At 68.6% G+C, this 13,403-nt stretch carries 10 protein-coding genes; 3 read left to right on the plus strand and 7 right to left on the minus strand.

Going from position 1 to position 13,403, the window contains the following annotated elements; genetic code table 11:
- Window positions 1-330: 330 nt before the first annotated feature.
- The gene (locus ACQP2X_RS29760; RefSeq protein WP_498687442.1) at window positions 331-1,839 is read left to right on the plus strand and encodes a lysylphosphatidylglycerol synthase transmembrane domain-containing protein; all 1,509 of its coding nucleotides are present in this window, start codon (window positions 331-333) and stop codon (window positions 1,837-1,839) included.
- Here the strand turns inward: ACQP2X_RS29760 and ACQP2X_RS29765 are convergent.
- Complete coding sequence (locus ACQP2X_RS29765) at window positions 1,836-2,246, minus strand: Imm7 family immunity protein (protein ID WP_498687444.1); 411 nt, start codon at window positions 2,244-2,246, stop codon at window positions 1,836-1,838. The genes ACQP2X_RS29760 and ACQP2X_RS29765 overlap by 4 nt on opposite strands.
- Window positions 2,247-2,304: 58 nt before the next feature.
- Between ACQP2X_RS29765 and ACQP2X_RS29770 the strand changes: the two genes are divergently transcribed.
- Complete coding sequence (locus ACQP2X_RS29770; protein ID WP_498687446.1) at window positions 2,305-3,489, plus strand: low temperature requirement protein A; 1,185 nt, start codon at window positions 2,305-2,307, stop codon at window positions 3,487-3,489.
- A 464-nt stretch (window positions 3,490-3,953) separates the two neighbouring features.
- On the opposite strand, the gene ACQP2X_RS29775 is transcribed toward ACQP2X_RS29770, so the two are convergent.
- Together ACQP2X_RS29775 and gabT are read right to left on the minus strand one after the other, a co-directional pair.
- Entirely contained in the window at window positions 3,954-5,273 is a 1,320-nt protein-coding gene (locus ACQP2X_RS29775) for an aspartate aminotransferase family protein (RefSeq protein ID WP_498701081.1), read from the minus strand.
- Between the two features lie 73 nt (window positions 5,274-5,346).
- The gene (gabT, locus tag ACQP2X_RS29780) at window positions 5,347-6,609 is read right to left on the minus strand and encodes a 4-aminobutyrate--2-oxoglutarate transaminase (RefSeq protein ID WP_498687450.1); all 1,263 of its coding nucleotides are present in this window, start codon (window positions 6,607-6,609) and stop codon (window positions 5,347-5,349) included.
- A 105-nt stretch (window positions 6,610-6,714) separates the two neighbouring features.
- Here gabT and ACQP2X_RS29785 point away from each other — a divergent pair, with 105 nt between their 5' ends.
- Window positions 6,715-8,199 carry an aldehyde dehydrogenase family protein gene (locus ACQP2X_RS29785; RefSeq protein ID WP_498687452.1) on the plus strand — a complete coding sequence of 495 codons (1,485 nt, stop codon included), beginning with the start codon at window positions 6,715-6,717 and terminating at the stop codon, window positions 8,197-8,199.
- A gap of 1,609 nt (window positions 8,200-9,808) precedes the next feature.
- Here ACQP2X_RS29785 and ACQP2X_RS29790 read toward each other — a convergent pair.
- From ACQP2X_RS29790 to ACQP2X_RS29805, 4 genes are all read right to left on the minus strand, one after another.
- The gene (locus ACQP2X_RS29790; protein WP_498687453.1) at window positions 9,809-10,369 is read right to left on the minus strand and encodes a TetR/AcrR family transcriptional regulator; all 561 of its coding nucleotides are present in this window, start codon (window positions 10,367-10,369) and stop codon (window positions 9,809-9,811) included.
- Window positions 10,370-10,435: 66 nt separating this feature from the next.
- A complete protein-coding gene (locus tag ACQP2X_RS29795; RefSeq protein ID WP_498687455.1) occupies window positions 10,436-11,287 on the minus strand; it encodes an ABC transporter permease in 852 nt (283 codons plus the stop codon).
- Window positions 11,284-12,150 (minus strand): ABC transporter permease, encoded by an 867-nt coding sequence (locus ACQP2X_RS29800; protein ID WP_498687456.1) that lies wholly within the window; start codon window positions 12,148-12,150, stop codon window positions 11,284-11,286. The genes ACQP2X_RS29795 and ACQP2X_RS29800 overlap by 4 nt, the downstream gene beginning before the upstream one ends.
- Window position 12,151: 1 nt before the next feature.
- On the minus strand, window positions 12,152-13,402 hold the full coding sequence (locus ACQP2X_RS29805; RefSeq protein WP_498687458.1) for a polyamine ABC transporter substrate-binding protein: 1,251 nt from the start codon (window positions 13,400-13,402) through the stop codon (window positions 12,152-12,154).
- Window position 13,403: the final 1 nt, after the last annotated feature.

Consider the following 13,403-nt stretch of genomic DNA (forward strand, 5'->3'; position numbering starts at 1 on the left):
ACCTGATATGGGATTCATGCGCCACGGCAGTCCCAGTCGTCACTTCCGCACCATTTTCCGCGCCGCGGCTCACCGGATCCTTCATGGACGGTCTGGTTCTGGTCGGATCCGTTGCGTCGCAAAGCATTCCGCCAGCACGTCCACTTAGGAGCGCACGACGGCCGAACACCGGATTGCGACGCTGCTCACGCGCGGGCATGCGGAGTCGATCATCGGCGTTGCTCCTGACGCAGGGCACGTGATTTGCTTCTCAGTGAGAAAACTTGCGTGATAGGCAATCTTTGGCTGATCCTTGTACGAGGCAACCATCGGGCACGCCAGGAGCCAGCGGTGACACAAGCAGTGGAGCGGTCCGCCGAGACCGCGGCGGAGGACGATCCGCCGGTCGCGCGCAGCCGCTGGGGCCGGCGCCTCCGGATCGCCGGCGTGATCGCGATCGTGGCCCTGTTCGCCGTCGAGCTGGTGCTGGGCTGGTCGTCGCTGGCCGGCGCCCTGCACCAGCTGCGGACACCCCACGTCGGCTGGCTCGCCCTGGCCACCCTGGCCGAGGTCGCGGCAATGGGCGCCTACGCCCGCATGCAGGGCCGGCTCCTCCAGTCGGCCGGGGTCCGGGCGTCACACCTCGACAACGTCCGGCTCACGTACGCGGCCCACTCGCTCAACGAGACCCTGCCCGGCGGCGCCGCCTTCTCGACGCGGCTCAACTATCAGCAGATGCGCCGCTTCGGCGCCAGCCCCGCCATCGCCTCCTGGACCATCGCGCTCAGCGGCATCCTGTCGGCCTGCGCCCTGGCCGTGGTCACCGTGGGCAGCGCCCTGGCGGCCGGCGGCGGCGCCGACTGGACCCACCTGGCCGCCCTGCTGGTGGCCACGATCCTGCTGATCCTGGGCGCCCGCCGGGTGGCCAGGCGCCCCGAGTCGGCCGAGGCCCTGATCCGCACCCCGCTGGCCGCCGTGAACCGCCTGCGCCGCCGCCCGGCCACCCACGGCCAGGACAGCATCCGCGACTTCCTCCAGCAGTTGCGCGCCGCCCGCCTGCGCCCCGCGCACGGAGCCGCCGCCGCGATCCTGGCCGTGGCCAACTGGTTCCTCGACGCCATCTGCCTCTGGCTGTGCTTCCGCGCCGTGGGCGAACACCCGGCCGGCCTGACTGCGGTCCTGCTGGCCTTCTGCGCCGCCATGGCGGCCGGCACCATCACGATCGTCCCCGGCGGGCTGGGCATCATCGACAGCGCCCTGATCCTCGGCCTGATCGCCGGCGGCGTCACCACCCCGGCCGCGGTAGCCACTGTCGTCCTCTACCGCATCATCAGCTTCGGCTTCATCATCGGCCTCGGCTGGCTCTCCTGGCTCCACATCCGCCGCACCACCAACCGGACCGCACCGGCCGTGCTGGTCTCCTCTCCAGCCCTCCCGGCTCTCACTTCCACCGTCCCCGCCGCGGAAGCCCTTGCCTTCCTGGACGCCGGCCCCGCCTCCGCCGTCGCGCTCTTCCCCACCGCGGCCTCGACGGCCCTCCTGCCAAGGTCGAGGAAGGCCGGAAGCCGGGCGGCCGCCAATCGGCCGCCCTCCTCCGGACGGCGGCTCGCGAGCTGGGCCAAGACGAACGGCGCCAAGACCACCGCGTCGCTCCCGCCCGAGTCCAACGCCGCCAGAGCCAGGCCGCCGCTCACAGCGGACGCGAAATCCAACGCCTCGCTCACGGCCGAGGCATGGGCCGGGATCCCGTTCTCCGAGCGGAACGCCGCTCCGGAGGGCGGCGTGAAAGCCGCACTCCCCCCGGATCAGCGGCCGGTCGCGGAACCGGAACCCGAAGTCTGCGTGCTGCCGTTCCGCTAAGACGAATACGGGTCCTCGAGCGCCGGAACGACCGGCGACAGCAGCGGCTCCCGGTGGGCCGAGAGCTCTCCCCGGACCAGGCGCAGGACGCGGACCTCGTTCTCGTGGCCGGGTGCCTCGTCGTCGAGGGTGTGGAGCAGGCCGTACGAGCCGGGGGCGATCTCCGAGACGTACCGGAAAAGGTCGTTGACGTCCGGGTCGGCCCGATGGTTGGAGAATCCGCCCACATGAAGGAAGGCCTGGCCGTTCATGTAGCGGAGATCCGCCAGATAGGGGCTGTCGACGGCAGCCAGGTGGGCCCGGAGGGTGTCGACGATTCCGGGCAGGTGCTCCGCTTCGAAGTCGTCGGCGGCGTCGGTCGCGGCGGCCGTCGCCCTCAGGGTGATCCAACCGTGGTATTCGAACACGGCCGGATTCTAGGAAACGACGCGTAGAACCGCCGGCCCGAGGGAAATGCGTCGGTCGATGAGCAACGACCGCCAAGCGCCCCTGATCGAGCCGCCCCGGCTGCGCACCGAGGAGGAACGGCACGCCACCCGGCTCGAGCTGTTCTTCGACCTCGCCTATGTGCTCGTCGTGGCCGAGCTCGCCCATTCGTTCGCCGGCCACCTCGACTTCGGCGGTGCCCTCACCTTCGCCGGGCTTCTGGTGGTGACCTGGTGGTCCTGGGTGACCACCACGCTCTACGCCAACCGGTTCGACACCAACGACGTCATCTACCGGATCGCCAAGCTCGCCATGACCGGCGCCGTCGTGGGCATGGCCGCGTCGGCCCAGTCCGCCACCGGCGCCGACGGCGCCCGCTTCGCCGCCTGCTATCTCGCGACGCGGGTCATTCTCCTTCTTCTGTACGCCCGTGCGTACCGCCACGTGCCCGACGCCAGGCGCACGATCGCCATCTACCTGACCGGCGCCGGCGTCGCGGCCGTCCTGTGGGCCGCGTCCATCCCGGTGGAGGGCACCCCGCGGTACGTCCTGTGGGCCGCCGGCATCCTGATCGAGGCCACCGCTCCCCTGGTCGCCACCCGCCTCGGCGACGACGTGCCCCTGCACCTCGATCACATGCCGGAGCGGTTCGGCCTGTTCGTGATTCTGGTGCTGGGCGAGTCGATCGCCTCGCTCGCCACCGGCGTGCACGACGCGCACTGGTCCGGTTCGTCGGTGGTGGCGGCCGGGGTCGCCTTCTGCGCGGTGGCCGCCCTGTGGTGGGTCTACTTCGACCTCGGTGGCGCGGCCGGCAAGCGGGAACTGATCGAGGACAGCGACGAGGACGAGGAGAGTGGGGTCGTCGACGCGTACATCTATGGTCATCTGCCCTTGATCGTCGGCCTGGCGATCGCGGCGGTCGGCATCGAGCAGTTCGTGGTGCATCCGGCGGGCGAGCTCGACAGCGCCGGCCGCTGGGCGCTGCACGGCGGTGTGGCCCTCTATCTGGTCGGCGTCGCCGTCGTGATGATGGGGACGTCGGGCCGGCTGCGGTCGGCCTGGCCGTGGCCGGCGGCGGTCATCCCGGTGATCGCCGGGCTCGGCTTCCTCGAGTCGCTGGAACCGGTGCTGGCCGTCGGAGCGGTGACCCTCATCCTGGTCGCGACGGTCCTGGCCGGCATCTACGAGCAGCGGCGGGGCGCCCTGCGGACGACCGAGACGTAACCAAGTCCCGCCGCCGCCCGTTGATCAGCGCACACGAGTCTCACCACAATTCAAGGCGGGCGGATTGCGCGGTTTCATGGCCCTGATGGCTTTCCTCGGTGTCGTCATCGCCGGACTCGCCCTCGGCCGCGACGTTTTCGGTTACACCTATCCACCGGAGCGCGGTCCCGTCGCGCCGAACGTGACCGGCACCCCCGCCGGAGACGACAATCCGCGGGAAAGGAACCAGCCACGCGAACGGTCCCGGCTCGCCGAGGAGACGAAGCGCCCGAGGCGCACCCCGCCGCCGGTCGCACCTGGGCCCGTACACCAGGAAACCGTGACCGAGGGACCGAAGACCTCGCCACCGCCGATCTCGACGTCTCCGGTGCCGCAGACGTCGTCGCCGGAACCGGGAGGCGGGCCTCCGGAGACGACGGCAGAGGCCGCCCCTGCCCCATAGAGGGGCGGCCGTCCGCCGGAGCTCAGAGCTGGTTCGACGCCTCGGTCAGCACCGAGCGCAGAATCTGCTCGATCTCCTGGAACTGCGCCTCGCCGGCGATCAGCGGCGGCGCGAGCTGGATCACCGGGTCGCCCCGGTCGTCGGCGCGGCAGTAGAGGCCCGCGTCGAACAGCGCGTGCGAGAGGAAGCCGCGCAGCAGGCGCTCCGACTCCTCCTCGTTGAAGGTCTCCTTGGTGGCCTTGTCCTTGACCAGTTCGAGGCCGAAGAAGTAGCCGTCGCCGCGGACGTCGCCGACGATCGGAAGGTCGGTGAGGCGCTCGAGGTACGACCGGAACAGATCACTGTTGTCCCGGACGTGACCGTTGAGGTTCTCCCGCTCCATGATGTCGAGGTTGGCCAGGGCCACGGCCGAGGCGACCGGGTGGCCGCCGTAGGTGATGCCGTGCGCGAACCAGTTGGTGCCCTCGAGGAAGGGCTCGGCCAGGCGATCCGACGCGATCATCGCCCCCATCGGGACGTACCCGCTGGTCAGGCCCTTGGCGACGGTGATGATGTCGGGCGTGTAGCCGTACTTGTTGCCGCCGAAGTATTCGCCCAGGCGGCCGAAGCCGCAGATCACGTCGTCGGAGACGAGCAGCACGTCGTAGCGGTCGCAGATCTCGCGGACCCGCTGGAAATATCCGGGCGGCGGCGGGAAGCAGCCGCCGGCGTTCTGCACCGGCTCGAGGAAGACCGCGGCCACCGTGTCGGGACCCTCGAACTCGATCGCCTCGGCGATGCGGTCGGCGGCCCAGACACCGAACTGCTCCGGCGTCATGTTCTCGTCGGGGCGGCGGTAGTAGTTCGTGTTCGGCACCCGGAAGGTCGACGGCACGAGCGGCTCGAAGTCCTGCTTGAGGGCGGGGATGCCGGTGATCGACAGGGCGCCCATGGAGGTGCCGTGATAGGCGATCGAGCGCGACAGCACCTTGGTCTTGGTGGGCTTGCCGGTGCGCTTGAAGTACGAGCGGGCGAGCTTCCACGCCGACTCGACGGCCTCGGAACCGCCGGTGGTGAAGAAGACCCGGTTGAGGTCGCCCGGGGTGAGGTCGGCGATCCGGTCGGCCAGCTCGACCGCCTTGGGGTGCGCGTACGACCAGATCGGGAAGTAGGCGAGCTCGCCGGCCTGCTTGGCCGCGGCCTCGGCCAGCTCCTGCCGGCCGTGCCCGGTCTGCACGACGAACAGGGCGGACAGGCCGTCGAGATATTTGCGGCCGGTGGAGTCCCAGACGTAGCAGCCGTCGCCGCGCACGATCATCGGGATGTCGGCCTTCTTGTAGCTCGACAGCCGCGTGAAGTGCATCCACAGGTGGTCTTTGGCGTCGCCGGCCAGCTTCTCGTAGTCGGGTGACTGGAGGTCGGTCAAGGGGTGCTCCTTAAAAGCTCTGCTCGAGCAGGGTGAGGCCGCGGTCGAGTTCGTCGTCGGAAATGATCAGGGGCGGCAGCAGGCGGACGACGTTGCCGTAGGTGCCGCAGGTCAGGAGCAGGAGGCCCAGCTCGTGGGCCTTCTTCTGCACGGCCGCCGTGGTGTTCGGATCGGGTTCTTTGTTCTCCTTGACCAGCTCCAGTGCGAGCATGGCGCCGCGGCCGCGGATCTCCCCGATCACCGGGTGCTTGGCGGCGAGCGCCTCGAGGCGGGGCCGGGCCACGGCCTCGATGTGCCGGGCGGCGGCGGCCAGGTCGAGCTCGCGCATGGTCTCGATCGAGGCCAGGGCGGCGGCGCAGGCGATCGGGTTTCCGCCGTACGTCCCCCCGAGCCCACCCGGGTGCACGGCGTCCATCAGCTCGGCCCGGCCGGTGACCGCGGCCAGCGGAAGCCCGCCGGCGATGCCCTTGGCCGTGGTGATCAGGTCGGGGACGACGCCCTCGTGCTCACTGGCGAACCAGGCGCCGGTGCGGCAGAACCCGGTCTGGATCTCGTCGGCGATGAACACCGCTCCGTTTTCCCGGCTCCACTCGGCCAGCGCGGGCAGGAACCCCTCGGCCGGCACGACGAAGCCGCCCTCACCCTGCACGGGCTCGATGAGCACGGCGGCGACGTTCACCGCGCCCACGGTCTTCTCGATCTGGCCGATGGCGTACGCGGCGGCCTCGGCGCCGGACCGGCCGTCGCGGAACGGGTACGACATCTGGACCCGGTAGATCTCACCGGCGAAGGGACCGAACCCCTGCTTGTACGGCATGACCTTCGCCGTGAGCGCCATGGTGAGGTTCGTGCGCCCGTGATACGCGTGGTCGAAGACGACGACCGCCTGACGTCCGGTGGCGTGCCGGGCGATCTTCACCGCGTTCTCGACGGCCTCGGCCCCGGAGTTGAACAGGGCCGACCGCTTCTCGAAGTCGCCCGGGGTGAGCGCGGCCAGCTCCTCGCAGACCGCGACGTACTGCTCATAGGGCGCGATCATGAAGCAGGTGTGGGTGAACCGCTCGACCTGAGCCTTGACCGCCGCGACCACCTTGGGCGCGGAGTTGCCCACGTTGGTGACGGCGATGCCGGCCGCGAAGTCGATCCACTCGCGCCCCTCGACATCGGTCAGGGTGCCGCCCGCGGCGGTGTCGACGTACGCCGGGATCATGCTGCTGACCCCGCGAGCGACAACCGCGGCGCGACGCCGGTGCAGATCGGCCGAGCTGGGCATGTCTCAACTCCTTCAGGCTTAGAGCTCGGATCATTTCACTGATTCCGTGGCGAACGGAAGCCCTGACAACTATTTCCGTGTTACATCTCTGGGTACGCTGCGCCCGTGATCCCCTTCTACGTAGCCGGCCGCCCGGCCACCAGCAGCGAGACCTTGACGGTCCGCAACCCCGCCACGGGCGAGGTCGTGGGCACGACCTCCTTGGCGACGCCCGCCCAGATCGAGGAGGCGGTTGCGGCCGCCTTTGCCGTGTCCGCGTTCACCGGCCCTTCCTCAGCCGGGTCCTCCTCGCCCACGCTCTCCTCGACCACGCCCTCCTCGACCACGCCCTCCTTCGTCGCGCCCGATTTGTCCGCCGCGGCTCGGGCTTCGGCGCTGGATGAGATCAGCCGGCAGCTCGCGCGCCGCTCCGGTGAGATCGCCGAGCTGATCACCGCCGAGAACGGCAAACCGGCCAAATGGGCGGCCGCCGAGGTGAGCCGCGCGGTGTCGACGTTCCGCTGGGCGGCCGAGGAGACCCGGCGCTTCTCGGGCGACCTTCAGCGCCTCGACACCGACCCGGCCGCGGCGGGGAGGATCGCGCTGGTACGGAGGGTGCCGCGCGGCCCGGTGCTGGGAATCGCGCCGTTCAACTTCCCGCTGAACCTGGTCGCCCACAAGGTGGCGCCGGCCCTGGCGGTGGGCACGCCGATCATCGTGAAGCCGGCCCCAGCCACCCCGCTGACGGCACTGCTGCTGGGCGAGATCATGGCCGGCCTGGACCTGCCGCCCGGGATGTTCTCGGTGCTGCCGGTCCCGAACGACCGCATGCCGTCACTGGTGGCGGACCCGCGCCTGCCGGTGGTGTCGTTCACGGGCAGCGGCCCGGTGGGAGCGCAGATCCAGGCCGCCGTGCCACAGAAGCACGTGACCCTGGAACTGGGCGGAAACGCGGCAGCGTTGATCGCGGCGGATTGGGACGACCTGGAGTTCGCGGCCCAGAGAATCGCGACGTTCGGGAACTACCAGGCCGGCCAGAGTTGCATCGCGGTGCAGCGGGTGCTGGTACACGCCCAGCATGCGCCGGCGTTCGAGCCGTTGTTGGTGGCGGCGGTCGAGGCACTGGACAAGACGGCCGACGTGGGCCCGGTGATCGACGCACGCGCGGCGGACCGCATCGAGGAATGGATCGAGGAGGCGGTGACAAAGGGCGGCCGGATCCTGACGGGAGGCACGCGATCGGGCAATCAGATCACCCCGACGGTCCTGACCGACGTACCCCCGGACGCAAAGGTATGGGCGGAGGAGGTCTTCGGCCCGGTGCTAGTCCTGTCATCGGTGGCGTCCGACGAGGAAGGCCTGAAGGCGATCAACGCGTCGGCGTATGGATTGCAGGCCGGGGTGTTCACCAGACGGCTCGACCTGGCGTTCACCGCTCACCGGCGACTCGAGGTGGGCGGCGTGATCATCGGTGATGTGCCCAGTTTCCGGGCTGATCAGATGCCGTACGGCGGCGTGAAGGGCAGCGGGGCGGGTCGCGAGGGGGTGGCCAGCGCGATGGAGGACTACACCGAGCCCCGGGTCATGGTTCTTACCGGGGTGGATCTTTGATCGTGTTGGGGGCCGGCCCACTTTGAGGGCCGGCTTTCTGCCCACTGGGTGGCCGGTCCTTTCCGCTCGCGGGGAAGCCCGTCCTTCTCCTCGTGGGGAGGCCCTTCCTTCTGCTCGCGGGGTGGCCCATCCTTCTGCTCGCGGGGTGGCCCATCCTTCTGCTCGCGGGGTGGCCCATCCTTCTCCTCGCGAGGTGGTCGGTCCTTTCTGCTCGCCACGGAGTATGGCGCGCGGGTGCGCCGCCCTGGCCGACTCACGTTGACTGCGCGGCTGGGCTTTCCGCTCGCCATGGAAGTGGGCGCGTGGGTGCGCCGCATCGCCCGACTCACGTTGACTGCGTGGCCGGGCTTTCGCATGCCACGGAAGCCGGCGCGTGGGTGCGTCGCGCTGACCGACTCACGCTGGCTCCATGGCCGGGCCTTTCTGCTCGCCATGAAGCAGGCGCGGAATTGCGCTGAACCTTCGCCCACTTCTCGCATTATTCTACCGCCCCTTTAATGATCCACTCACTGCTTTTTTGCTGAGATTTCAGCTGATCTCCGTTTGCCGAATTGACATGATCGACAACGCCCTGCGTATGGATGTGGCGGGCGGATGACGGGATAATTGGTCATGCGATACCAGCAGATTGGACTCTTCTCCCGAAAGCAATTGTCGTCCATGACTGATCGCACGCTTTCGCGCAAGTGGTCGCCCGAGAGGGATGCGGACCGGCGCGAGTTCGACCGGCGCCGCAAGTGGGGGCTTGCGCAGCGCCATGGCTTCAAGCTCTTCCGGCTACGCATGGAGGAACGTGACCGCCTGGCCAGGGAGGAAGCGGAGGCCGAGGCGAGCAACGCGGATCCGACATCCGCGCCGCAGCCCGCCGCCCAGCCGCCGGCACAGTTCCGAGCGCGGACGCAAGCGCAGCACCAAGCACCAGCGCGCACGACCGCGCAGGAGCAACCGCAGCAAACGGCGCCGGTACCCGCCGCCGCGCAACAACAAGCACCGCCTTCGGCCACAGCGCAACAGCAAGCGCCACCACCCGCCATCGCGCAACAACAAGCACGACCGCCCGCCACCGCGCAACAGCAAGCGCCACCACCCGCTGCCGTGCAACAACAAGCGCCACCGCCGGCCACCGCGCAACAACAAGCACCACCACCCGCCGCCGCGCAACGGCAAGTGCAAGAAGCGCCGCTGCCCATCGCCGCGCGGGAGCCGCTGACAGCGCCGCGAGAAACAGCGCCGCCTCAAGCGCCCGCGTCTGCAAAGGCCACGGTGAAAGTAGAGCCAGCGCGGCCGGAGCGACGCGAGAACCTGGGCTCAAGAAAAGCACATCCCCAAGCACCAAAGGCAGCGGCAAATCTTACGCACGATACCGCCCCGAAGAAAGCAACCGCCCAAGCACCAAAGACACCGCAAGACCCAGCGCACCAGACGACCCCAAGGGAAGCGCCGAAGGGAGCAGCACGCCTCATCAAAGTCCGGGCGCGAATCCGGCACCCCGACCCGGCGAATATCCCAGCGCGAAGAGATTCGCGCGGGGCGTCAAAGCCAATTGCCGCGAGATTCCGCAATTCTGGCACGAGAAAGACGCGCTCAAAAGATGGGCGCCAAGGAAAAGTCAAGCGGACTGGACCCGCAGGCCCTCGACGATCAGCTGCAGGAGGCGCTCCCGCTCCTCCAGGTCGGGGGCCGCCTCTAAGGTCCAGGCGACCGCGTTCACCAGAGCGAAAAGCTCCCCCGCCGTAAGATCAGGCCGGATCTTTCCAGCCCTCTGTGCGCTGGCCAGCAACTCTCCCCCGGCGCTGCGCATGGCGTCGCATGAGGAGTACAGCGGGGAGTCCGCTTCGGTCAGCGTGGCCATGATCGAGGCGGGGAGGCCCTGGTAGGCGCCGGCGCCGTAGGCGAACTCGATCAGCCAGGTTTCCAGGGCCTTGCCGGGCTCGTGCTGGTCGGCCAAGGCGGCGGCACGCAGCGTCAAGTGGTCGAAGCGGCGGCGCATCAACTGGTCCAGCAGCGCGTCGCGTGTGGGGAAATGGCGGTAGAGGGTTCCCAAGCCCACCTCGGCGCGCCGTGCCACGTCTCTCAGCGAGGCCTGCGTGCCCTGTTCCCGGACCACCACGCGGGCCACGTCGAGGATGCGCTCCCGGTTGCGCCGCGCGTCCGCTCGAAGCTCGCCCACTAGGGGAGCGTATATCCGAAGAGCCGGAAATGGGGCGGAGGCCGGAACCCCCGCCCCATGGACAGCTCAGTCCTTCTTCGTGGCGCGGCGGGCGCGCAGGTTGCTGATCACGGCGAACAGGACGCCCACCGCGAAGATCAAGGTGCCCATGACGTTGACCTGGGGTGGGATGCCGACGCGGGTGGCGCCCCAGATGAACAGCGGGAACGTCTCCGTCGTGCCGGCGGTGAAGTTCGTGACGATGAAGTCGTCGATCGACAGGGCGAAGGCCAGCAGGACGCCCGAGAAGACGGCGGGCAGGATGATCGGGAAGGTGACCTTCCAGAACGTCACCCACGGGGTCGCGCCCAGGTCGGCCGCGGCCTCCTCCACCGAGCGGTCCAGGGTCATCACCCGGGCCCGGACCACCGTGGCCACGAACGAGATGGAGAACATCACGTGGGCGATGGTGATCGTGACCGCGCCCAGGCCCACCTGCAACGAGGCGAACAGGGTCAGCAGGGAGGCGCCCATGATCAGCTCGGGGCTGGAGATGGTGGCGAACATGATCAGGTTCAGGGAGCCGGCGCCCCGGAAGCGGTAGCGGCCCAGGGCGTAGCCGATGCCCGTGCCCAGGGCTCCGGCCAGCAGGCTGCTCACGATCGCGATGAGGATCGAGTTGATCAGGGCCTGGGTGAGGTTCGAGAGCTCGAACAGCCTCGCGTACCACTTGAACGTGAAGCCCACCCACTCCTGGTTGTAGCGGCCGGGAGTGTCGTTGAAGCCGAACGCGATCATGACCGCGATGGGCAGCACGAGCCAGGCGATGATCACCCAGACGTAGCCGTGCATGAAGCCGGTGCCGGTGATCCGGCGGCGCGGCTTGGTCCGCGGCGGCTCGGACGAGACGGGGGCCTCGGGCGAAAGGAGGGTCGTCATCGCGCGGCCACCTTCATGACGTCTTCGGTGCCGAGCATCCGGGCGTACAGGAAGACGCCGATCAGCAGCACCGCCATCAGCACGAACGAGAGCGCCGAGGCCGTCGGATAGTCGGAGTTGACCAGGTACTGGGCTTGGATGACCTGGCCGATCATGGTGGTGCCGGCGCTGCCGAGCACCGCCGAGTTGACGTAGTCCGAGCTGGCCGGGACGAACGTCATGAGCACGCCGGCGAAGACACCCGGCAGGGCCAGCGGGAAGATCACCTTGCGGAACGTGGTGGCCGGGTTGGCGTACAGGTCACGCGCCGCCTCGACCACGCGCGGGTCGATGCGCTCGAGCGCCACGTAGATCGGCAGCACCATGAACGGCAGGAAGTTGTAGACCAGGCCGCCGATCACCGCGTACGACGTGCCCAAAATGTGGAACGAGTCGCCGACCAGGCCGATGGAGCGCAGCGGGCCGATCACCGGCCCCTCGTCGGCCAGGATCTGCCCCCACGAGATCGTCCGCAGCACGAACGACACGAAGAACGGCAGAAGCATCAAGAAGAGGTACGTCGACTTGCGCTTGCCGCCGTGGAAGGCGATCCAGTACGCCACCGGGAAGGCCAGCGCGATCAGGATGATCGTCGTGATGGCGCCGTAGATCAGCGACCGGACGATCTGCGTCTGGTACGACGAGATGGCGTCCACATAGGTCTGCCAGTGCCCGGTGAAGCGGTAGCCGTTCACGATGTCGCCCTCCTGGAGGGAGAGCGACAACATCGTGATCATCGGTACCGCGAAGAAAATCAACAGCCAGATCCCGCCGGGAAGAACCAGCAGATAGGGCGCGAGCTGCCGTTTTACGCGGTTTTTCATGTCATCCCAGCACGATAGGTTCGAAGGTCTTCTGGAACTTCTGCTGCTCGGAGATCGACTCGAACGCCACGTAGTAGTGCAGCTTGCCGTACTCGGCGGCGGTCGGGAACACGAGCTTGCTGTTGGCCACGGCGAGCGCCGCGTCCTTGTCCTCGCCGGTCAGCTTGCCGGCGTCGGCACGCATCTGGGCCTGGGCGCCCGGCACCGGGCAGACGTAGTTGATGTAGCTGGCCAGCGACGCCGCGATCGGGACCTCGTAGAAGAAGTCCATCAGCTTGAGCGCGTCGACCGGGTTCTCCGCCGTGACCGGAATGGTCATGTTGTCGGTCCAGATCGTGCCGCCCTCCTCGGGGATCACGAACTGGAAGTCGGTGCCGTCGGAGATGTTCTTCTGGAAGATGTCACCCGACCACGCCTGGGTGATCCAGACGTCGCCCGAGCCGAGGGCCTCGACGTAGCTCTGGTCGTAGTACTTGCGGACGATGCCCTTGTCCTTCTGCTCCTTGAGCTTGGCCGCCGCCTTCTCCCAGTCATCGGCGGTGGACTTGCCCGGGTCGGCGCCGACCGCCAGCAGGCCGAAGTTGCCGAGCTCCTGGATGTCGGAGAACATGCCGACCTTGCCCTTGAAGGCCGGGTCCCACAGGTCGGCGAGCTTGGTGATGTCCCGCTTGGTCTTCGACCGGTCGTAGGCGATGCCCGTCATGCCGGACGCCCACGGGATGCTGTACTGGTTGCCCGGGTCGAACGCTTCCTTCTTGTACGCCTCGCCGGCGTTCTTGGTGTAGTTCGGCAGCTTCGAGAGGTCGAGCGGCGCGAGGAAGCCCGAGTCGCGGAACTGGGAGAACTGGAAGCTGTTGGTGATGACCATGAGGTCGTAGTCGATGGACTGGCCGGCCGACAGCTGCGGCTGCACCTTGGCGAACCAGGGGCCCATCTCCTGGATGACCTCGTCGTACTTCACCGTGATGCCGGTCTTCTTGGTGAATTCCTTGAGCTCGGGCTGCTTCGGGTCCATGTAGAGCGGCCAGCCCGCGAAACGGAGCTTGTTGTTCTGCACCTTGCCGTTCCAGAACTGCGCGACGGCGTCGGGAGCGGCGCTCGCCGTCGACGTGCCCTTGCCCTGCACGCCACAGGCGGCGAGGGCGGCGGCCGAGGCGGCCAGACCGGAGAGCTTCAGCGCGTCGCGACGCCCGTACCGGCGGCTGGTCAGACCGCGGAGCAGGGAGGGGTCGGAAAAGTTCGGCGCGGACATA

Origin of the sequence: Actinoplanes sp. CA-131856 (assembly GCF_050956135.1) — a bacterium.
In the GTDB taxonomy this organism is placed as follows: domain Bacteria; phylum Actinomycetota; class Actinomycetes; order Mycobacteriales; family Micromonosporaceae; genus Actinoplanes.